General features: G+C 73.8%; 14 protein-coding genes. 11 read left to right on the top strand and 3 right to left on the bottom strand.

The genetic code is table 11. The features are described 5' to 3' along the window. Positions 1–819 precede the first annotated feature (819 nt). The 9 genes from WMF29_RS48840 to WMF29_RS48800 all read left to right on the top strand — a co-directional run bounded on the left by WMF29_RS48840 (position 820) and on the right by WMF29_RS48800 (position 10,111). Positions 820–1,866: a hypothetical protein gene (locus WMF29_RS48840; RefSeq protein ID WP_437326864.1), complete on the top strand. Its 1,047-nt coding sequence runs from the start codon at positions 820–822 to the stop codon at positions 1,864–1,866. Between the two features lie 94 nt (positions 1,867–1,960). Then, entirely contained in the window at positions 1,961–2,557 is a 597-nt protein-coding gene (miaE, locus tag WMF29_RS48835) for a tRNA isopentenyl-2-thiomethyl-A-37 hydroxylase MiaE (protein WP_437326863.1), read from the top strand. 42 nt (positions 2,558–2,599) lie between these two features. Next, positions 2,600–4,054, top strand: a complete 1,455-nt coding sequence (locus WMF29_RS48830) for a hypothetical protein (RefSeq protein ID WP_437326862.1) — start codon at positions 2,600–2,602, stop codon at positions 4,052–4,054. A gap of 286 nt (positions 4,055–4,340) precedes the next feature. After that, positions 4,341–4,808 carry an ATP synthase F0 subunit B gene (locus tag WMF29_RS48825; RefSeq protein ID WP_276597037.1) on the top strand — a complete coding sequence of 156 codons (468 nt, stop codon included), beginning with the start codon at positions 4,341–4,343 and terminating at the stop codon, positions 4,806–4,808. Continuing rightward, positions 4,805–5,791, top strand: coding sequence for a F0F1 ATP synthase subunit B family protein (locus WMF29_RS48820; RefSeq protein ID WP_437326861.1), 987 nt, complete (start codon positions 4,805–4,807; stop codon positions 5,789–5,791). Before WMF29_RS48825 ends, WMF29_RS48820 begins: the two co-directional genes overlap by 4 nt. Then, a complete protein-coding gene (gene atpH, locus WMF29_RS48815) occupies positions 5,788–6,330 on the top strand; it encodes an ATP synthase F1 subunit delta (protein ID WP_437326860.1) in 543 nt (180 codons plus the stop codon). The genes WMF29_RS48820 and atpH overlap by 4 nt, the downstream gene beginning before the upstream one ends. A 116-nt stretch (positions 6,331–6,446) precedes the next feature. After that, positions 6,447–8,333 carry a F0F1 ATP synthase subunit alpha gene (gene atpA, locus WMF29_RS48810; RefSeq protein ID WP_437326859.1) on the top strand — a complete coding sequence of 629 codons (1,887 nt, stop codon included), beginning with the start codon at positions 6,447–6,449 and terminating at the stop codon, positions 8,331–8,333. A 6-nt stretch (positions 8,334–8,339) separates the two neighbouring features. Beyond that, positions 8,340–9,311: an ATP synthase F1 subunit gamma gene (gene atpG, locus WMF29_RS48805; RefSeq protein WP_437326858.1), complete on the top strand. Its 972-nt coding sequence runs from the start codon at positions 8,340–8,342 to the stop codon at positions 9,309–9,311. A gap of 194 nt (positions 9,312–9,505) precedes the next feature. Further along, positions 9,506–10,111, top strand: coding sequence for an L-threonylcarbamoyladenylate synthase (locus WMF29_RS48800; protein ID WP_272097034.1), 606 nt, complete (start codon positions 9,506–9,508; stop codon positions 10,109–10,111). Positions 10,112–10,180: 69 nt separating this feature from the next. Here the strand turns inward: WMF29_RS48800 and WMF29_RS48795 are convergent, their stop codons facing one another. Beyond that, entirely contained in the window at positions 10,181–11,119 is a 939-nt protein-coding gene (locus tag WMF29_RS48795) for a DNA-methyltransferase (protein WP_437326857.1), read from the bottom strand. Beyond that, positions 11,116–12,024, bottom strand: coding sequence for a penicillin-insensitive murein endopeptidase (locus WMF29_RS48790; protein WP_437326856.1), 909 nt, complete (start codon positions 12,022–12,024; stop codon positions 11,116–11,118). Before WMF29_RS48790 ends, WMF29_RS48795 begins: the two co-directional genes overlap by 4 nt. A gap of 597 nt (positions 12,025–12,621) precedes the next feature. Between WMF29_RS48790 and WMF29_RS48785 the strand changes: the two genes are divergently transcribed. Next, positions 12,622–14,190 (top strand): hypothetical protein, encoded by a 1,569-nt coding sequence (locus WMF29_RS48785; RefSeq protein ID WP_437326855.1) that lies wholly within the window; start codon positions 12,622–12,624, stop codon positions 14,188–14,190. Positions 14,191–14,413: 223 nt separating this feature from the next. Here WMF29_RS48785 and WMF29_RS48780 read toward each other — a convergent pair whose 3' ends face one another. Next, the gene (locus WMF29_RS48780; protein ID WP_437326854.1) at positions 14,414–15,529 is read right to left on the bottom strand and encodes a hypothetical protein; all 1,116 of its coding nucleotides are present in this window, start codon (positions 15,527–15,529) and stop codon (positions 14,414–14,416) included. Positions 15,530–15,590: 61 nt separating this feature from the next. Between WMF29_RS48780 and WMF29_RS48775 the strand changes: the two genes are divergently transcribed. Then, positions 15,591–21,020 (top strand): tetratricopeptide repeat protein, encoded by a 5,430-nt coding sequence (locus tag WMF29_RS48775; protein ID WP_437326853.1) that lies wholly within the window; start codon positions 15,591–15,593, stop codon positions 21,018–21,020. The last annotated feature ends 192 nt before the right edge of the window (positions 21,021–21,212 follow it).

Raw genomic sequence — 21,212 nt, 5'->3', positions numbered from 1 at the left:
CGCTGCTCTGAAGTCCGCTCCACGAAAATAGGTTTCGGGGGCGACCGAAAGAACCGTCGCCCCCAACTTATCCACAGGTCTCACAGCGAGGACTCGCCTCTAACTCCTGGAGATCTCTATGTTATTCTGAATGTAATCGAAGGGCGTGTCGACTTTTCAACAGTCCGCCCACGGCCGCTTCGTCCTCGGGGAATCATCCGCATGCCCCCGCAAGATGCGGGTGGACAGTACAGCCCTCCTGTACCGGGACCCGGCCCGGCCGCAGCCGAGCACGTCGATCGAGGTGAGGGTACAGCCGTCGCGTCGAGGTCCATCGCATTGAAAGACAGATCGGCACAGCCGTCCCCCATACCGCCTCACAGAGCTCGGTAACTCGCAGCGCCCCTTTCGAGGCCACCCTTTGGAGGACCCGGTGCGGCACGGAACCGCCCCGAGGACGAATCGGAGGTAGCACCGGGTGAGTCCGGGCGTCTATCCCCAACTGCGAAACTTGGCTCAAGTATCCGATAGTATTGTTATAAATTCAGTCCCTGACACACTGCGAAGGCGGCTTCGCGTCGACCGAGCTCTGGCTGCCGGACACGAGGCGCCAAAACTCCCGACGCGGGGCGGTGATTTTTACGACGCGCTCACGATTGCAGAGCAAAACCCGCTCATTTCGTCGTCAAGAGGCTCGACGTGGCGGGTTTTCCAGCTTTCTGAGGAAGGCGGAGTTCGTCCAGTACAGAGCGACCGAGGTGCGCCGGTTTTCAGGAGCCAAGAATTTGCCCCCAGGGTCCAGGTGTGCGGTATGGCGAGGCGATGTCGTCGGGGATCCGGTTGACAAGGGGGGCACTCCTGGCGCAGCGGTCGGAGCGGGCGGCGGCCGCCGGGCGGGCCGGGGCCCTCTCGGCGGCAGGCGCGCTCCTGATGGCGTCGGCCGCAGGGCCGGCGGCGGCCGACGAGCTGCCGCCGCAGCTCGCCTACAGCTACGGCGAGAATGAGACGCCCCGCGCCGCGGCCTTCGGGGGTGCGCTGCGCGCCCTCGGGAACGGGACGTCGGCCGTCTTCCTCAACCCGTCCGCCATGGTGGAGACCCGCGTCTATCACCTCCAGGGGCTCTTCCAGGGGAGCCCCGAGGCCGGCCGGCACGCCTATGGCGGCGTCGTCGTCGATTCGGTCACCGGCAAGCTCGCCGGGGCGCTCTCCTTCGTGGGCGGCTTCGTCGACATGGACGGCGGCATCGAGCGCTCCTACCTCGACGCGCGGGCAGGCCTCGCCTACCCCTTGACCGACCGCATCTTCGCCGGGCTCACCGGCCGCTACGCCAAGATCACGCAGGACGGGACGCTCCGCGAGGGCGGCCTCGGCGACAGCCCCGTCTCGGGCGGGCTGCGCGAGTGGGAGAACGGGAAGCTCGTCGGCCGGCACTCCTTCGTCGACACGTTCACGTTCGACGCCGGGCTCACCGTCAAGGCGACCGACAGCCTGCACATCGCGGTCGTCGGACAGAACCTCACCTACCCCGACCACGGGCTGCTACCCACGACGGTCGGCGGCGGCGTCGGGTTCGGCACCGCCGACTTCTCGATCGAGGTCGACGGGCTCGCCGACTTCAACTCTTACCGCGACACCACCTTCCGCTTCATGGCCGGCGGCGAGTACCTCGTCGCCGATCACTTCCCGCTCCGCGCCGGCTACCGCTTCGACCAGGGCGCCGATCAGCACGCGCTGTCGCTCGGCCTCGCCTACGTGGGGACCCAGTTCTCCGTCGAGGGCACCGTGCGGCGGGCCCTCGCCAGCGGAGGACCCACCACGTTCGTGGTCGGGCTCGCGTACCACCTAGAGTCGAGCGGGCTGACCCGCGGCTCGTCCGACACCTTCTAGAGCGACCTCCGACGGCCGATCGGCGCGCCTGCGCCGACCTCGGGGCCCGGCTCCCCCTTCTCGCCGCGGCGCGCCTGCTCTAGGTCGGCCCTGCGTGCTGTGCCTGACCCTACCGACCGATCCATGCTGGGCTGACGTGGCGCTCGCCGATCTGCCGGCGCTCCTGACCGACCACGCGCACTGCGAGATGAAGGCGGCGTCGAACGCCCTGTCCCTCGCCGCGCGCTGGCCGTCGCTCCCGCGCCTCGCGCGGGCGCTCGTCGACCTCGCCGAAGAGGAGCTCCGGCACTTCCGCGCGCTGCTCGACGTGATCGAGCAGCGCGGCCTCGCGCTCGGCAAGCCGGAGACCGACGTCTACGCGAGCGAGCTGCGCAAGGCGGCCACGAGCACCTGCGCGCGCAACGCGAAGGCAGCGCTCATCGATCGGCTGCTCGTCGGCGCGATCATCGAGGCCCGCTCCTGCGAGCGCTTCAGGCTGCTCGCCGACGGGCTGGCGGCGCGCGACCACGAGCTCGCGCCGCTCTACGAGGAGCTCTTCGCGTCAGAGGCCCGGCACTACCGGACCCTCGTCGACCTCGCCGTCGAGGTCGCCGGCGACGAGGGCGCCACCCGGAGCCGGCTGGCCGACCTCGCGCGCGCCGAGGGCGAGATCGCCGGGCGGCTCGGGACGGCACCGGCGGTGCACGGGTAACATGCGCAACGTGCGTAACGTGCGTAACGTGCGTAGGTGAGCATGGAGATCGATCTGATCCGCCTCGACCGGGACGTCGCCCGCGCGGAGCGCGCGTGGCGCGCGGCGCTCGGCGACCTCGTCAGGCGCGGTCCGGCGCCGCCCGGCACCGACGAGGACGGCCCGAGCGCCGCCGAGGCGAGGGCCAGGCTCGAGAACCCGCTCGATCGCTTCCGGCGCGTCAGCTCGCGGACGACCTACCTCGAGCTCACCGGCAAGACCCCCGGCCTCGGCGCGGAGCTCGGGCTCGCGAGCCCGACGTCGCCCGCCGCGCCGGACCCGACCGGCCTCGCGGCCCCCCTCGCCGACTGGGTCTGCGCGCTCACGCTGGAGCGCGTCGTCTGGGTCGACCGCGTCCGGCTCGCCGCGGCCTGGCACGCGCCGCTGGTCACGATCGACCTGCCCGAGCCGGCGCGGATGTCGCCCCACGAGGCGCGCCTCAGGCTGCTCGCCGACCCGACGAGCGCCGGGCGGCAGATCTTCGCCGAGGCGCTCGCCCGAGGATCCGGCGCGGTCGCCGACGCCGCCCGCGTCCTCGTCGAGCGGAGGCACGAGGCGGCGCGGCGGCTCGCGGAGGAGGGCCTCCGCGCGATCGAGATCCCCTGCGACCCTCCCGGCGCGGCGATCGGCGCCGCGGACGCGCTGCTGCGCCGGACCGAGTCGGTGATCGAGCTCGAGCCGACCTGGCACGCCGCGCTCGGGCGCGCCGTCGGCCGCGACGCGGCGTCGGGGTGGCCAGCGCGGCTCGGCCCACGGTGGATCGAGGAGCTGTTCCGCGCGACGAAGCTGACCGACGGCGTCGCGATCGATCTCGGACCGCTGCCGCCGCCGCTCGGCGCGGCGTCGTTCGCGCGCGCGCTCGCCCGCTTCGGCGCGGCGCTCGCGCGTGGTGATGGAGCGCGCGGGCCGTTCGCGCTCTCCCGCGCGCCGTTCGATCTCCGGCAGGCGCGCCGCGCCGCGCTGTTCGGCGGCCTCGTCGCCGATCCCGTCTTCTGCGCCCGCGCGCTCGGGCTCGGCCGGGGCCGCGCGCTCGATCAGGCGCGCGCCACCGCGCGCAGCCTCCTCCTCTCGCTGCGCCTCGACGCCGCGACCGTGGCGCTCGTGTTCGGCGCCGGCCAGGACGGAGGCGGGCACGTGCTGCTCCGGGCCTCGCGCGATCGGAGCGACCGCTTCGAGGAGACCACCGCGCGCGCGCTCGGCGCGCCGATCCCGGGAGCGCTCGCCGGCGTCATCCCGGCGCTCGATCCCGGCGCGGCGGTCCGGCTCGCCGGGGCGCTCCTCGCAGCGCGCGATCGGCGCAGCCTGATCGAGCGCTTCGATGAGGACTGGTTCCGCAATCCGCGAGCCGCCGAGGCCATCCGCGACGAGGACGGCGCGCGCGCGCCGGCGCCGCGCGCCAGCGAGGGCGATCTCGAGGCGGGCCTCGGAGAGATGATGCGCTCGCTCGCGGACCTGTAGCGCTGGCGTCACCCGCGCTCGCACGCCTGGAGCGCGACCGTCACCCGTTGACGAAGCGCGCGATCACGAGCCTGTGGCGCCCGTCACCCGCGAGCGAGGCGCGGGCGCGTCGTCAGGAGACGTGATGTTAAAGAGGGGCTCGTCCGCTCTGCGAGAACCCTTCCAGCTTTGACTGACACGTGCTAGTGCCGGCTCGCGAAATCGCCCCCCCGAGGGGCGTGGGGCAGCGAGCGGCTCGCGCTGCGCCGCCCTCGTCGCCGAACAAGCACCCGTGAACCCGAACGCAATGCACCCACTCCTCGCGTCCGGCGCCAGCCCCATCGCCGTCGACTTCGATCTGACGTTCCTGGCGCAGGTCGTCCTGTTCTCGACGTTCGTCGTCGTGCTCAAGCCGCTCCTGTTCGATCCGCTGCTCCGCGTCTTCGAGGAGCGCGAGCGGCGCACCGACGGCGCCAAGCGGGAAGCGCGCGAGATGGACGAGCGCGCCGGCGAGCTGCTCACCCGCTACGAGGCCGAGATCGAGAAGGTCCGGCGCGAGGCCGGGATCGAGCGAGAGCGGCTCCGCGCCGAGACCGCGAAGATCGAGGCGCAGATCATGGCCGAGGCCCGCGCCGAGACGGCGCGGATCCTCGAGGACAGCAAGGCGAAGATCGCGGCCGAGGTCGCCCGCATGCGCGGCGAGCTCGCCGCCGCCCAGCCCGCGCTCGCCGCGGAGATCGCCGCCAGCATGCTCGGCCGCGAGGTGCGCCAGTGAAGAAGCCGCTCCTCCGCTCCTCGCTCGCGCTCGGCCTGGCCGCGGCGCTCGCCGCCGGCACCGCGCTCGCGCAGCAGCCGGGCTCCGAGCCGGCGCTGCCCCCCGGGCACCCGCCCATCCCGTCGCCTGCCGAAGCGCAGCCGGGCTCGCAGCAGATGCCCCAGCGCCCGCGCGACATGCAGCCCGGCCGGCCGCTCGGGCCGGGCGGCCGCCAGCTCCCGGGCGGCCACGGGATCCGTCCGGCGGGCATGCAGCGCGGGCGCCCCACGCCGCCGCCGGCGCCCGAGCCGGCCTCCCACGGGGAGGAGCACTGCCCCGGGCACGGCCCGACGGATCCGCCGCCGCACGTCAACTGGTGGCACGGCCTCATCGGCGTGAACAACGAGGCGGCCGCGAAGGGCGGCGTCAACGCGCTGCTCTGGCGCTACCACAACGAGCAGAACCCCTGCGATCCGAAGAACGAGCCGCCGCCGTTCCTCGCGTCGGTCCTGAACTTCGGGCTGCTCGCGTTCATCGTCGTCCGCTTCGGGAGGAAGCCCATCGCGGAGGCGCTGAAGAAGCGCAAGCAGACGATCACGCAGGAGCTCGACAACGCGTCGCGCCTCAAGCAGGAGGCCGAGCAGCGGCTCGAGGACTACGAGGACAAGCTCACGCGGCTCGAGGAGACGCTCGCCGAGCTCAAGGCCGAGCACGCGGCGCAGGCGGAGGTCGAGAAGGCCCACGTGCTCGCCGAGGCGGAGCAGCGGCGCGTCCGGATGCGGCGCGACGCGGAGTTCCGCGCCGAGCAGGAGCTCAAGGCGGCGCGCGCCATGCTCCTCCAGGAGGCGGTGCAGAACGCCGTCGCCGCGGCCGAGGAGCTGCTCCGGCAGCGCATCGGCCAGCAGGACCTCGACCGGGTCAACGAAGAGTACCTGAAGGCCATCCCCGCGGCCGTCTCCGCCGGCGCCCCCCGCGGAGCCCAGACCACCGGAGCAGCGACATGAGCTACGAGTCCGTCGCCCGACGCTACGGGCGCGCGATCTTCGAGATCGGCAAGGAGACCGGGACCCTCGCGGCCCTCGCCAGGGAGATCGGGGACGCCAGCGCGATGTACTCGGCGAGCGAGGAGCTCCGCCTCGTCCTCGACAACCCGCTCATCCCGGAGGCCTCGCGCGAGGAGCTGCTCCGCGAGATCGGCGGCCGCGCCGCCTTCTCGGACGTGGCGAGGAACACCCTCCTCCTGCTGGCGCGGCGCCGGCGGCTCGCGGCGCTGCCCGAGATCGCGCGGCAGCTCGCGCTCCTCGTCGATCAGGACCAGAACGTCGCCCGGGCCGTGGTGACGAGCGCGGGCCCGCTGAGCGACGGCTACCTCGACCGGCTCCGGGCCGAGCTCGAGAAGGCGACCGGCAGGAAGATCTCGGTCACCCACAGGCAGGATCCCTCGCTCATCGCGGGCGTGGTGACCCAGATCGACGATCAGGTGATCGACGGCAGCCTCCGGACCCGGCTGTCGAGCTTCCGTGACAACCTGCTCCGAACCTGAGGGGACGCGAGCAAGCCCCCCTGTTTCATGATGGGTCTTGGCCCGGCGCTCGCCGCCCCCTCGACCTTGACGACGTTGATTCCGCAGCCCAAGCGTCTCCCCACAGAGGACTCCGCATGCAGCTCCGCGCCGAAGAGATCTCCCAGATCATCAAGAAGCAAATCCAGAATATCGACAAGGCCGCTCAGGTCACCGAGACGGGCACCGTGCTCACGGTGGGCGACGGCATCGCCCGCGTGCACGGCCTGAGCCGCGCGATGGCCGGCGAGCTCGTCGAGTTCACCGGCTCGGAGGGCGGCAGCCTGATGGGGCTCGTGCTGAACCTCGAGCAGGACAACGTGGGCGCCGCCATCTTCGGCGACACGAGCGCCATCAAGGAAGGCGACGCCGTCAAGCGGACCGGGCGCATCATGGAGGTGCCCGTCGGCGAGGCGACCCTCGGGCGCGTCGTGAACGCGCTCGGCATGCCGATCGACGGCAAGGGCCCGATCGAGACGAAGGAGCGCCGCCGCGTCGAGGTGAAGGCGCCCGGCATCATCCAGCGCCAGCCGGTCACCGAGCCGATGCAGACCGGCATCAAGGCGATCGACGCGATGATCCCGGTCGGCCGCGGCCAGCGCGAGCTCATCATCGGCGACCGGCAGGTGGGCAAGACCGCCGTCGCCGTCGACGCGATCATCAACCAGAAGGGCAAGGGCGTCATCTGCGTCTACGTCGCGATCGGCCAGAAGCTGTCGACGGTGCGCCAGGTCGTGGACAAGCTCGATGCGCACGGCGCGCTGGAGTACACGATCATCGTCGCCGCGACCGCGAGCGAGACCGCGCCGCTCCAGTTCATCGCGCCGTACACCGGCGTGACCATCGGCGAGTACTTCCGCGACAGCGGGCGCCACGCGCTGTGCATCTACGACGATCTGTCGAAGCAGGCGGTCGCGTACCGCCAGCTCTCGCTCCTGCTCCGCCGCCCGCCGGGCCGCGAGGCGTATCCGGGCGACGTCTTCTACCTCCACTCCCGGCTCCTCGAGCGCGCCGCGAAGATGGCCGACATCTTCTACGTCGTGTCGAAGGGGACGAAGATCGAGGGCGGCGACGCCTCGTACCGCGGCGTCGACGGCAAGGCGCACGTCGGGGCGCACGGGATGCACTCGGCGAAGGACTCGCTCTGGAAGACGATCGACGGGGCCCTCTTCGAGAAGCTCGAGCAGGCGCGCAAGGACGAGAAGAAGGACGAGATCAAGAAGCTCGAGCAGCAGCTCTCGGACAAGGCGAAGGCGAGCGACTACGAGATCGTCCGTGATCCGAAGTCGGGCGGCTCGCTCACGGCGCTGCCGGTCATCGAGACGCAGGCGGGCGACGTGTCGGCGTACATCCCGACGAACGTCATCAGCATCACGGACGGGCAGATCTTCCTCGAGGCCGACCTCTTCTACTCCGGCGTCCGCCCGGCCATCAACGTCGGCATCTCGGTCAGCCGGGTCGGCGGCAACGCGCAGATCAAGGCGATGAAGTCGATCTCCGGCACGCTCCGCCTCGATCTCGCGCAGTACCGCGCCATGGCGGCGTTCTCCCAGTTCGCCTCGGACCTCGACGCGAAGACCCGCGCGCAGCTCGAGCGCGGCGCGCGCCTCACCGAGATCTTGAAGCAGGGCCAGTACGTGCCGCTGGCGGTCGAGAAGCAGATCCTCATCATCTACGCCGGCACGCAGGGCCTGCTCGACAGCCTGCCGGTGAGCTCGCTCGGGCGCTTCGAGGAAGAGCTCTACAAGTTCATCGAGGCGAAGCACCCCCAGATCTTCGTGGACATCCGCGAGAAGAAGGTCCTCGACGACGACCTCAAGTCGCGGATGACGAAGGCGATCGACACCTTCAAGAAGCGGTTCGCGGTGGAAGCGGCCGGCGCCTCGACCGCGGCCGACGAGGACGGCGCGGGCGACGACGAGGAGGAGGCGCCGAAGGCCAAGTCGAAGAACGGGAAGAGCGCCTCGAAGGCAAAGGAAAAGTAGGCAGCCGTGCCCAGCCTCAAGTCCATTCGCAAGCGGATCTCCAGCGTCAAGTCGACGCAGAAGATCACCCGCGCCATGAAGATGGTCGCGGGCGCCAAGCTCAACAAGGCGCAGCAGCGCATCACCGAGCTGCGGCCCTACGCCGTGAAGGTGCAGGAGGTGCTCTCGGCGATCACGCGCGACGCGGCTCCCGCGGCCGAGGCGCTCGCGGCGGAGGGGATCGGGGCGGAGGGCGAGGCGGGCGCGCTCGCCGGTGGCGAGAAGGCGCTGCACCCGCTGCTCGTGACCCGCCCGGAGCGGCGCGTGCTGCTCCTGGTGCTCACGAGCGACCGCGGGCTCTGCGGCGGCTTCAACACCAACATCAACAAGCGCGCCGAGCGCGAGTGGAAGAGCCGGACCGAGGCGGGCCAGGAGGTCCAGCTCGCGATCATCGGCCGCAAGGGCCGGGACTACTTCAACCGCCGCGGCGCGCCGATCCTCGAGTACCTGGCCGGGGTCTGGGACAAGCTCAACCTCGAGACGGCCCAGGCCGTCGGCGCGAAGCTCCTCGCCCCGTTCAACAAGGGCGAGGTCGACGCGATCTACCTCGTCTACAACGAGTTCAAGAGCGCGATCACGCAGACGGTCGTCGTCGAGCGGCTCCTGCCGCCCGCCGGCGGTCCGGCGAAGGAGCAGGAGCAGGGAGACGAGGGCGGCCACGGCGCGCCTTCCGCTGCGTCGGAGTTCCTCTACGAGCCGGACAAGGGCGCGCTCCTGGAGCGGCTCGTGCCGATGTACGTGGACATCTCGATCCTGCGCGCGCTCTACGAGTCGATGGCCAGCGAGCTCGGCGCGAAGCTCACGGCGATGGACGCCGCGAACAAGAACGCCAAGGAAGTCATCGACAACCTGACGCTCGAGTACAACAAGGCGCGTCAGGCGGCGATCACCAAGGAGCTCATGGAGATCATCGGCGGCAGCGAGGCGCTCAAGGAGTAGCGAGCCGCGCTGCAACGCCGGGATCTTCGATCTCCGCCTCGGGGCCGGTCGCGCGTGCGACCGGCTCGCGTTTCGGGGGCTTCGCCCCGCCTCTCTTCACCCTCAGCATCGCCCTCCGGCTGCCCCACGCTGGCGGCGCATCCGAGCAGCCAGCACTGGCGAAGTCGGCCGGGCGGCCCCATGGTTGCGTTCCCGTGCTCCAGCCCATCAACCCCGATCACCCGGAACCCCGCAAGATCGCGCGAGCGATCGATCTCATTCAGAAGGGGGAGGTCATCGGCTACCCGACCGATACCGTGTACGGGTTCGGGTGCGACCTGATGAACAAGGCGGCTATCGAGCGGGTGTATCAGATCAAGGGGATGCGCCAGAACAAGAACCTGGCGTTCATCTGCCCGGATCTGAGCGACATCGCGCGCTACGCGATCGTCGAGAACCAGGCGTACCGCATCCTGAAGCGCTTCCTGCCCGGGCCGTACACCTTCATCCTCCCCGCGACGCGCGAGGTGCCGAAGTACGTGCACCTCAAGCAGAAGACGGTCGGCATCCGCGTGCCGAACCACCCGGTCGCGCTCGCGCTGGTCCGAGCGCTCGGGCGGCCGCTCATCAGCACGACCGCGGCGCCTCCCGGGGAGGATCCGATCATCGATCCGGGGGAGATCGACGATCGGTTCCCGGGGCTCGCGCTCGTCCTCGACGCAGGGACCGGCGGGGCCGTGCCCACGACCGTGATCGACCTGAGCCAGGGCGATGTGCAGATCGTCCGGCAGGGCGCGGGGCCGACGGACGATCTCGTCTGAGGCAGGGCGAGAGGGAGAGAGGGGCATCCGAGCTGCCCGGCCCGAGGAGAGGGAGCTCGTAGAGCCCAGTCAGGGACGTTCCGGCTCGCCGTCCGCGGCTGAAACGGACTCGTACGCCGTGTACACGATCCCCTCGCGGTCGAGCCGCTCCCGCGCCGTCGCGAAGGCGAGCGGGCTCCTGTCGCCGCCGACGAAGCGGCGGCCGAGGCGCGCGGCCGCGATGAGCGTGGTGCCGCTGCCGCACATGAGATCGGCGACGGTCGCGCCGGGCGCGGAGGACGCGCGGACGATGCGCTCCAGCAGCCGCTCCGGCTTCTGCGTGGGGTAGCCGGTGGCCTCGCGGCGCAGCGGGGTGTTGGCGACCATCCCGGGAATGTCGCTCCACACGCTCCCGAGCCGGCGGCCCTCGTCGGCGTAGTACCGGTACGCTTTGCCGCCGAGGATCCGCTCGCGGTACAGGCGGCCTTCCTCGTCGCGGTGCTTGAAATGCATCGCGAGGCTGGTCTCGGCGTACGGCTCGCGGAGCATCGGATCCGCGACGTTGTAGACCACCTGGCCGCGCTCGCCCGCGGCGCGCGCGTAAAGGAGGATCGTCTGGTGCGTGACGGAGAAGCCGCGCGCGCCCCGGCCGCCGTTGCCGGGCGCCCAGATGATCTCGCCGAGGAAGGCGCCGCGGCCGAACAGGCGATCACACGCGACCTTCGCGTCGTGGACCGCGCGGTGATCGAGGTGCAGGTACAGCGTCGCGCCCTCGGTCATGCGATCGCGGATGGCCGCGAGGCGCGGCTCGAGCATCGCGACGAGCGCGTCGGCGCTCGCGCGATCGTCGTACGCGTCGGGCCCGCTCTCCGGCCGGCGCCGCCCGCGCGCCTGGCCCCGCGCCGCCCGCGCGGTCATCGTCGTCCCGACGCCGAAGGGAGGATCGAGGTAGACGAGATCGAACCGCACGTCCGCGGGGAGCGCCTCGCAGACGTCGGCCGCGTCGCCATGCGCCAGGAGGTGGCTCACAGGGCGCTGTCCGGAGCCGCCACGCGAGAGCCCGCGGCGGCGCTTCCAGGCAGGAGGTCGTCGAGCAACGCGGCGGCGAGGTCGCCGTCCGACGGCGCGATGAGCTGCGGCACGGCCGGCAGCCATGGCCACTGCGGGCCGCCGCCGAGGCAGCCGGAGAGGGCTTCGTCGGGCGTGCACGCGACGCGGAGGTGGATGTGATCGGCGTGCGCCGTGCTGTCGCCCGGCTGGAGCAGCACGCTCTCGGCATACCAGATGAGCTCCGGGTCCTCGCCGAGCGCGCGGGCGTACTCGATGAGCAGCGCCTCGAGCCAGCGGGCCAGGAAGAGCCACTGGACGTGCGCCTCGGGCGAGCGGACGAGCGACTTCACGAGCAGCCACTCCCGCTCGACGTCGAAGCGGACGTACTGCGGCGCGCCCGCGCGCGGCGACGCGGGCTCCTCGGCGCCATCGCTGATCCGCCCGAGCCCGTCCGGCCCGAAGGCGACGAAGCCTGGCGAGCGCACGGGGCGGCCGTCCGGGGTCAGCGCGTAGAGCAAGAGGTCGGCGTCGCGCCCGGTGCGGTGGGAGCGGTGCCCCCGCGTGGCGCCGCCGTAGCGCGCGGAGAGGTCGCCGACGACGAGCGGCTCGCCACCCGGCCGCGCCAGCGCCACCTCCGCCGCGGCGCGCTGGACCGCGGCGACCAGCCCCGCCGTCCCCCACCGGATGCCGTTGCTGCGGAGCAGCCGGTAGCCCGGGCCCTGCTTCGGGAGCTCGACGGCGTCGGTGATGACGCCGTGGTGCGGGACGCCGATCGAGCCGCGGAGCGCAGGGGCGAGCGGCGTGGGCGAGGAGCCGACGCAGGCCGCGCAGCAGAGCGCGACGAGCCCGAGGAGGAAGGTGGCGAGGAGAGGACGGCTGGGCATCACGACGAAAGAAGAGAGGAGGGCCGCGGCGCCAGGCACCGGACGGACGAAGCTGACACTGACAGCCGCTCGTTAGCCGCGCGGGCGGCGGAGGGGAAGTTCTCGGCTCACCGGGGTGCCCGAAGCGCGGCGCGCACCGCGATCGTGGGTCCAGCCGGCGAGGCAGATGAGCTCGCCTGCGCGCGTCCGCTCCCCGTGGTTGTTCAGGTCGTTGATCATCCATAGAGGGCCGTGTCGGGAGGCCCGTCGTGGGGCAGATCGGCCTGGTTCAAACGCACACCGGGCTCGGGAACAACATGGCTGTTTCGGTGATCGCTCGTCCTCCTGGCGGAGGTGATATCGCAGGGTCCTGCGTCCCGAAGTGGTCTCTCGATGGTCGATATCGAGCATCGATGGCTATCCGCACGACTCAGCGCGTGCGAACCGGCGTCGCGTCGGGCCACGCAGAGGCGGCCAACCTGCCACACGGATCCGGCGATTCGACGAGAGGAGGTCGCGTCCCGTCGCGAGCTCGCGCGCAGCGGCCACCCTCGCGGCGCTGCGCGGCTTACGCTCCCCCTGCCCTCGCGGAGCGATCAGCGCTAACACCCACGCGCCATGGATCCCGAGCAGCGCGCCACCCAGCGGAACACCAGCCAGGGGAGCACGGGCGCAGATCGACAGCCGCCGCCGGCGGAGGAGCCCGAGGGCGTCGCCTGGAAGGGCGCGCTGGCCGTCGCCCTCGTCGTCGGTGGCCTCGTTGTGTGGCGCGCCTGCTCCACACCGGGAGGCGCCGCGAGCGACGCGCCCGCGCCGCCCAGCGCGACCCCCGCGGCGTCCGCGCCGAGCGACACCGACGATGCCGGCGCGGCGCAGGAGCCGCCGCCCCCGCGCTGCACGCCCGCGAGCCCGCCGCCGTTCGTCATCGGCGACGCGCCGCCGGCCGCGCGCGGGGCCGAGGAAGGCGCGGGGGGCGGCGGCGCGGACAGCGTTGAAGACATCGCGCCGTTCGCCGTCGAGGTCGGCCGCGGGACGACGTTCTCCGGCGGGTTCGCCGTGGGCGCCCAGCGAGAGGCCGAGGGCGGGACCGTCGCGATGGTGGCCACGCTCTCGGCCGACGGCGCCCAGGGGAAGCTCGTCCGGCTCGCGCGATCGCGCGGAGACATGGATCCTCCGGTCGTCGCAGGCGCCGGGGGGGCGATCCTCGCCGCGATGCTCGAGCCGAACGCCGGCGGGCGCGCCATCAAGGTCGCCAGGGTCGAAGGGGACCACGTCACGTGGGGGGCCGAGCTCGCCGAGGGGCGGGACGAGTCGCTCGCGCTCGACATCGCCGCGTCCGGCGAGCGCGCGGTCATCGTCTGGGACGACGTGACCCGCGACGGCAAGCGCTCGCGGATCATGCTCGCCTCCGCCGACGTGGGCACGCTGCGCTCCGTGACGTCGGCCCGCCCGGTCTCCCAGCCGAGCACCGACGCCGAGACGCCGCGCGTGATCGGCCGGCCGGGCGGCTACTGGCTCGCGTACATCGCGCGCGCCGAGGAGCCGGCCCGAAAGGCCGCGGCGAAGAAGGACGACGGCGACGAGGACACGGCCGCGGCAGGCGAGACGATCGCCCACCAGTGGATCGAGGTCGTCCCCCTCGACGAGACGGGCGCGCTCACCGCCACGCCCCGCGCGGTCACCCCCAAGAACGGACACGTGCTCGCGTACGACCTGACGCTCGGCGAGGACGACGGGCTCATCCTGGCCTTCCGGGACGATGACACCCCGAGCGGCTCGATCGGAGGGCGCATCAGCGCCGTGCTGGTGCGGCTCGGCGGCGCCAGCGAGCCGCGCGTGCTCGTCGGCGGCGATCGCGACCAGGACGCCCCGCCCGAGGCCGCGCTGGGCCTGGGCGCCGGGGTGCCGGCGCTCCTCCCCGGCGCTCGAGGCCCGGGCGGGCAGGACCCGGCGAAGGCCGCGGGCGCCGCGGCGTGGCTGGCGATCGCGAACGCATCCGGCCCGACGCAGCTCGCGGCGCTCACCGCGAGAGGTGAGCTCGAAGGCGGGCTGCACGCCGAGCCGGCCCTCGGGCGCGGCGAGCCGATCGCCGCCTCCGCAGAGGCGCTGCTCGTGGCGCAGCCGGCCGGAAAAGCGATGAAGCTCGCCTTGCTGCGCTGCGCGTCGACAGCACCGTTCAACAAGTAGGTCGCCCCTGTATCGGTAAGCGCGCGACGCCAGCGAGCAGGCGCATCGACTGTAGATTGAGGGCGCGTGGATGTGTAGCATCCGCGGCGGTGGCCCACGGGGACGATCCGCAACACGAAGCGTCGCGCCGGCCTGGTTTGCCAAGCCTGTCCGGATCGCCGGACGAAGCTGGCTGGGAAGCCAACGCCGACAACGCTCAAATGACGCGCGCGAGCGCGCAACCTCAGCCCGGCGCGAAGACGCTGCTCGTCGGCACGAGCACGTCGAGGCTCGACGCGCCGTCGAGCGCGAGCGCGCCGACGGACGGCGAACCGCTGCCGGCGGCTGCGAGCGCGCCGGCAGGCGGCGAACCGCTGCCGGCGGCTGCGAGCGCGCCGGCAGGCGGCGAACCGCTGCCGGCGGCCACGAGCGCGCCGGCAGGTGGCGAACCGCTGCCGGCGGCCGCGAGCGCGCCCGCAGGCGGCGAACCGCTGTCGGCTACCTCAAGCCCGCTGCCGCCGCCGAACCCGCTGCCGCCGCCGAACCCGCCGCCGCTGCCCAGCGCGCCGCTGGCCTCGAGCCCACCGCCGCTGCCGAGCGCGCCGCCGCCAGGGCCGAACAAGACGCCGGCACCGAGCGTACCGCCGCCGGTTCCGAGCAGGCCACCGCCGCTGATCCGCCGCAAGGACGGCAGCGTCGCGAGCGCGCCGCCGCCGGCGCCGCCGTCGCTTGCGCCGCCGTCGAGGCCACCGCCGCCGATGCCGCCGGGAGGCGCGTCCAAGACGACGGCGGCGCCCCCTGGAGCCAGCCCGGCCCGCCCTCCGGCGCGCGGCCCAGGCCAGCGCCCGCCGAGCCCGAACCGCGCCGCAACGCAGCCCGCTCCAGGCTCCGCCGCGAGCGCGGGGAAGCCGGCGCCTGGCTCCCAGCCGGGCGCCCCTGCCCAGGCGATCGCCGCCTTCGACGCAAGCACGACGCCGATGCCCATCTCGGTCGAGCCGACCGCGACGCCGCTGCCCATCTCGGTCGAGCCGACCGCGACGCCGCTGCCCATCTCGGTCGAGCCGAGCTCGTCGCCGACGCCCATCTCGGTCGAGTCGATCGATCCGGCGCTCGCGCAGAGCGCCGCGCCGGCGTCCACGCGAGGCGCCGCACCGGCGCAGAGTGCTGCGCCGGCGCCCGCACCGAGCGCCGCGCCGGCACCGAGCGCCGCGCCGGCACCGAGCGCTGCGCCGGCGCCCGCACCGAGCGCCGCGCCGGCGCCCGCGCCGAGCGCCACGCGCACGCCTTTGCCGGGCGGCGCGCCCGCGCCGAGCGCCACGCGCACGCCTTTGCCGGGCGGCGCGCCCGCACCGGGCGCCACGCGCACGCCTTTGCCGGGCGGCGCGCCCGCGCCAGGCGCCCCACGCGCGCCGATACCGGGCGTGACGCCGAACGCCGCGCATGCGCCGGGTGTCACGCCCGCGGCGCCCGCGCAGAGCGTCGCGCATGCGGCCACCGTCCTGCACGCGCCGAACGCCGCGCATGCGGCGACCGTGCTGCACGCGCCGAGCGCCGCTCCTGCGCCCGCGCCGAGCGCCACGCACGCGACCGCCTCGCCCGCCCAGCCGCCTCCCGCGCCGCGCTCGCAGCCGAACGCGCCCGAGGCGCCCGCGCAGAGCCCGCAGCTCGCCGCTCCGGACCTCGCCACCGAGCTCCAGCAGCGCGCCGATCGGCTCAAGGGCAGCGATCCGGTCGGCGCGGCGCGCGCCCTCGTCGAGCTCGGCATCCATGAAGAGCGGGCGCTCAAGAACCCCGCCGCCGCGCGCCGCTCGTACGAGCGCGCGCGACAGCTGTCCCGCACGCTCGAGCCGGCGCTCTCGCGGGTCCACCGCGTGCTCGACGCGCGCACCGAGCTCGCCCTCGCGCTCGAGGTCGTCGAGGACAAGCTCCGCGTCGCCGAGACCGACGCCCTCCGGGCCGACCTCCTCGCCGAGCGGGCGCGCCTGCTCCAGGCGCTCGGGCGGACGCCCGAGAGCTGCGAGGCGTTCACCGAGGCGCTGCGGCTCGTCCCGCTCCACGCCGCGTCGCTGCGCGGGCTCGAGATCGCCCTCCGGCGCGAGAGCGCCCGCGGCGCCGAGCAGGCGGCCAAGGACCTCGCCGCGCACCTCGACCGGCTCTCCGCCGCCTACGCCCCGGGGCGCGGGCGGTCGGACGGCGACGGCCAGCTCACCGCCTGGATCCACGTCGAGCGCGCCGCCGTGCTCGATCGGAAGCTCTACAAGCCGGAGCTCGCCCTCGCGTCCCTCGAGGGCGCGATCGCGTTCGATCCAGGGCCCGGACCCGTGCGGGAGGCGCTCCGCCGCCACCTCGTGCACCACGACGGCATCGTCGGCCTCGTCAGCGCGCTCTCCCTGGAGGCCGATCACGAGAGCGACGACGACCGCGCGGCGCGGCTGCTCTACACGGCGGCGCGGCTGCTCATCGACAAGATCCGGTCCCCGGCGGACGCGGTGCCCCTCCTCCGGCGCGCGTCGACGCGGGCGCCGGCCGGCTCGCCGACCGCGCGGCGCGTGGTGGGCGAGCTGATCCGCCTGCTCGAGGCGAGCGGCATGCTCGAGCTCGCCGCCAACGTGCGCCAGAAGGAGCTCGCGCTCCTCACCGACAAAGAGGCGATCATCCACGAGCACGTCCGCCTCGCGGAGATCTACGACACCCTCGGGGACGCAGAGCAGGCCGCGCTCCACGCGACGCGCGCGCTCGAGCTCGATCCCGAGGACAGCTCGACGCGGGAGCGGCTCGACCGCGCCCTCCAGCGCCTCGGCCACCACGCCGAGCGCGTGGAGGTGTGGACCGCCGTCGCCAACGCGGACCGGCCCGCGCCCGTCCGGGTCGCGGCGCTCCTCCGCGCCGCGGACATCTCCGAGCGCCACCTGAAGCGGCGCGACGAGGCGCTCGCCATCCTGCGCGCCGCGTGGGCGATCGAGCCGGGCAACAGCTCGGTCTTCGACGCGCTCTCCGCCCTGCTCACGCCCGACGCCCTGGCCGTCGAGGAAGATCCGCGCGGCGTGCAGGCGCGGCTCGACCTCTACACGCAGGCCGCGAGCGCGACGGAGGACCCGACGCGCAAGATCGGGCTGCTCGAGAAGCTCGTCTCCATCTGGGAGGACGAGCTCGCCCAGCCCGCCCGCGCCGTGGAGGAGATCGAGAAGATCCTCGAGATCGACCCGGAGCGGCGCGCCGCGATCCTCGCGCTCCAGCGCAACGCCGCGCGCGCGGGCGACGCGCAGCGGCTCGCGCGCGCGCTCTGCGCCGAGGCCGAGCTCACGAGCAGCCCGCGCGAGCAGCGCAGGCTCCTCCTGCGCGCCGCCGACGTCACCGAGCTCAGGCTCGGCGATCGCGACCGGGCCTCGTCGCTGGTCGACCGCGCGCTCGCGATCGATCCGACCGACCCCGACGCGCTGCGCGCGCGCGTCCGCCTCGACGAGCGCGCCGGCCGGTACGAGGAGGCGCGGCGCGCGCTGCTCAAGCTCATCCAGCGCGACCCCGCGGGGGACGCGGCGTTCAGCCTCTGGATCGAGGTCGCGGGGCTCGACGAGCGGCGCCTCAAGCGGCCGCACAGCGCCGTGGAGTCGTACCGCGAAGCGGCGCGGAAGAAGCCCGCTCACCCGCTGCCCCGGCTCGAGATCGCGCGGCTCCTCCGCGAGACCGGCAACTACGAGAAGCTCGTCGAGGTCCTCAGCTCGCTCGCCGACGAGGCGCAGCGGCCCGACGACCACGCGCGGCTTCTCTTCCAGGCGGCCGAGGTGCAGGAGCTCGCCCTCGGGCGCGATCAGGACGCCCTCCGCCTCCTCGCCCGCGCCGACGCGGCCCTCGCCTCGGGCCAGCACGATCCGGCGATCCTCGACGCGATGGAGCGCATCTACGTCCGCGCCGGCGGCGCAGGCGTCGGCGTCGGCCTCGGCGCGCCCGTCGCGCAGCGGCCCGCGACCGGCGTACGCGCGTCCAGCCTGCCGGGGATGTCCGCCTCCATGATCGCGAGCGAGCTCGCGGGGCTGTACGCGCGCTGGCTCGAGCGCAAGCCGCCGGCGCTCGTCGATCACGCGCTCCGGATCTCCCTTGCGCTGGTCCTCGCGGACAGCAGCCCGCGCCAGGCCGTCGAGATCCTGGAGGGGCTCGTCGGGGTGGTGCCGAACCACATCCCGGCGCTCCGCATGCTGGAGCAGCTCTACCGGCACCTCGACGCGCCGACGTCGCTCGCGACCGTCCTGCGCGCGGAGGCCGACGTGTTCACCTCCTCCACCGCGCGCGGCGGCGCCCTCTGGGAGATCGCGTCGCTCGAGGAGCAGCTCGGCCCGAGCGCCGCGCTCGAGGCGCTCGCGCGCATCGTGAAGGAGGCGCCCGACGACGCGGCCGCCCACCTGGCGATCCTCCGCATCGCCGCCAAGGCGAGCCCCGCCGATCCGATCGCGCCGCGGGCGCAGGCCCTCTTCGCCGGCGCCATCCGCGACAGCCGGGAGCTGACGCCCGATCCCATCGCGCGCGCCCTCTACAGCGTCGAGGAGGCGCTCCTCGCGGAGGCGCAGGCCGACGCGGACCCCGCCGCCGCCCGCGCGGCGCTCGCCGGCTTCCGCAACGCCCTCGGGCTGTGGCCCGAGAGCCTCATCGCGGCGCGCGGGCTCGATCGGCTCGCGCAGCGCCTCGGCGACCGCGCAAGCGTGATCGCGGCCCAGCTGGCGCTCGCCGACCTCGTCCTCGGAGCGCCCGCGCGCGCGACGCACCTCGTGCGCGCGGCGGAGCTCACCGCCGAGGACGCGTCCCCCGACGGCCGCGCGCGCGCGCTCGAGCTGTACGAGAGCGCGCTCCGCGCGGATCCGAGCTGCGTGGCCGCGGCGCGCGCGCTCGCCAGGGAGCTCGCGGGCGAGCCCCAGCGGCTCACCGACCGGCTCGGCGAGGCGCTCGGCAAGGCCGCGAGCCGCGAGGCGATCTCGCTGCTCGGCACGGAGATCGCCCGGTCGGTGCTGCAGCACCACGGGCGCCCGGGCGCGATCGACGCCGGCGTGGGCATCGCGGCCGTCCGGCGGGTGATCGAGGCGCTCCCGAACGACGCGGCGGCGCTGCTCCTGCTCGCGCGGCTGCTCACCGCGCAGCGCGTCTGGCTCGAGGCCCGCGACGCCCTGAAGCGCGCCGTGGCCGCCGCGACGGACGCCGAGACCAAGATCGCGGCGCAGTTCCTGATCGCCGATCTGTACGAGGGGCCGCTCGCGAACCCGGCGCTCGCCCAGGACGCGCTCCAGGCGGTCCTGTCGCTCGACGCGCAGAACCGGCCCGCGCTCGAGCGGCTGCACAAGCTCGGCGTCACGCGCGGCGACCACGCGCTCGCGCTGCGCGCGCTGGGGCGCCTCGTCGAGCTGTCGCCCGACCCGGGCTCCCGCGTCGAGGCCGCCCTGCGCCTCGCGGACGCCTACCGCGACGCCGGCGACACGGCCGGCATGGTCCGCACGCTGTGCGACGCGATCGTGAGCGCGCCCGGCGGCGACACGCGCGGGTGGGTGGCGCTCGCCCGCCTGTACCGCGTCGACACGAGCGAGGGCGCGGCGGCCTACGCCAAGGCGCTCGCGCAGCTGCTCGAGGTCGCCGAGTCGCGCCGCATCCCGGCCGATCCGCGCTGGCTGACCACGCTCGGCCTGCTCGAGTCGACCCTGCTCGTGCGGCCTCGCGACGGGCTCGCGCGCCTCCAGCAGGCCGTCGCGCTCCCGGGCGCGCCGCCCGAGTCGCGCACCGCGCTCGGCCGCGGCCTCGAGGCCGCGGGGCGCAACGCGGAGGCGGTCCAGGTGCTGCGGGACGTGCTGACGCCCGATCCGGAGGTCTTCACCCGGCTCCCGGACCTCGGCCCGGCGCTCGCCGCGCTCGAGGCCGCGCTCGCCAAGGACGGGCGCGCGGAGGAGCGGATCACCGTGGAGGAGGTCCGCGCCTGCCTCGGCGAGGTGTCGCTGGACCGCATGGCCCGGCTCAGGAGCCGGCGCGTCCCGTCGGAGGCGCCGTACGCCGGGGCCTTCGCGGGCCCCGAGATGGGCCGGCTGCTCCTCCCGGAGGCCCGGAGCCCCTGGATCGACGTGGCGCTGGCGATCGCGCCGATCGCGGCGAAGGCGATCCGCTTCGAGCTGAGCAACTTCGGCATCAGCTCGCGCGAGCGGATCAGCCCGCGCGACAACCACCCGACGCGGCAGCTCGCCGAGCGCGTGGGCCGCGCGCTCGGCATCGAGGCGTTCGAGCTCTACCTCGTCCCCTCGTGGCAAGGGGCCGCCCGCGTCTTCCCGGGTGATCCCCCTGCCCTCGTCGCGCCGACGTCGTTCATGGAGCTCCCGGAGCTCGAGCAGACGTTCGCGCTCGCCCGCCTCTTCGCGCGCATCGCGGTCGGCTTCACGTTCCTCGACGAGATCCCGCCCGAGGCGACGGATGGCCTGCTGCTGGCGTCGATCCGCACGATCGATCCCGGCTTCGGGTCGGGCGCGATCTCGCCCCCGCGCGAGCACGCCGCGCAGCAGATGCTCCCCGGCGTGCAGCGGGCGATCGGGCGCCGCCAGCGCAAGATGCTCGAGGAGCTCGCGTCGACCGTCGCGGTGTCGTACGACGCGCGCGCCTTCGTCCTCGGCCTGCGCCGGAGCGAGCACCGCATCGGCTACCTGCTCTGCGGCGACGCGCTCGCCGCGATCGACTACCTCCGCCGGTACGATCGCGACATGGCCCGCTCGACCGAGGAGCCCCGCCTGCTCCTTCAACACCCGGTGTCGAACGAGCTGCTGCGCTACGCGCTCTCGGCCGAGGCCTACGCCGAGCGCCGGCGAGCCGGCTCCATCTGGCCCGCCGTCTGAGCGGCACGCGCCCGCTTCGGATACGGGCCCATCTCGACGTTTTCGGTGCTCGGCGTACGAGAGTACGCCTGCGCGCCGAAAACGCCGATCTGGGCCCGTCTCCTGTGCGGGCGCGCGCCGCTCGGCAGGGCGCGTTCCGGGGGGGATGAGCTCGGCGGCGGGGGCGATTCACTACGGATGAGCCTGGTGGGG

This window comes from Sorangium sp. So ce381 (assembly GCF_051473845.1).
GTDB lineage: Bacteria > Myxococcota_A > Polyangia > Polyangiales > Polyangiaceae > Sorangium > Sorangium atrum.
The sequence above is the reverse complement of the archived record's forward strand: the minus strand, read 5'-3'. Positions and strand labels throughout refer to the sequence as shown.

What these genes read in the sequence shown, in the direction of transcription:
- atpH (WP_437326860.1), top strand. Translation starts at nt 5,788, where the DNA reads ATGAGCTACGAGTCCGTCGCCCGACGCTACGGGCGCGCGATCTTCGAG.
- WMF29_RS48785 (WP_437326855.1), top strand. Translation starts at nt 12,622, where the DNA reads ATGGATCCCGAGCAGCGCGCCACCCAGCGGAACACCAGCCAGGGGAGC.
- WMF29_RS48830 (WP_437326862.1), top strand. Translation starts at nt 2,600, where the DNA reads ATGGAGATCGATCTGATCCGCCTCGACCGGGACGTCGCCCGCGCGGAG.
- atpA (WP_437326859.1), top strand. Translation starts at nt 6,447, where the DNA reads ATGCAGCTCCGCGCCGAAGAGATCTCCCAGATCATCAAGAAGCAAATC.
- WMF29_RS48825 (WP_276597037.1), top strand. Translation starts at nt 4,341, where the DNA reads ATGCACCCACTCCTCGCGTCCGGCGCCAGCCCCATCGCCGTCGACTTC.
- WMF29_RS48790 (WP_437326856.1), bottom strand. Translation starts at nt 12,024, where the DNA reads ATGCCCAGCCGTCCTCTCCTCGCCACCTTCCTCCTCGGGCTCGTCGCG.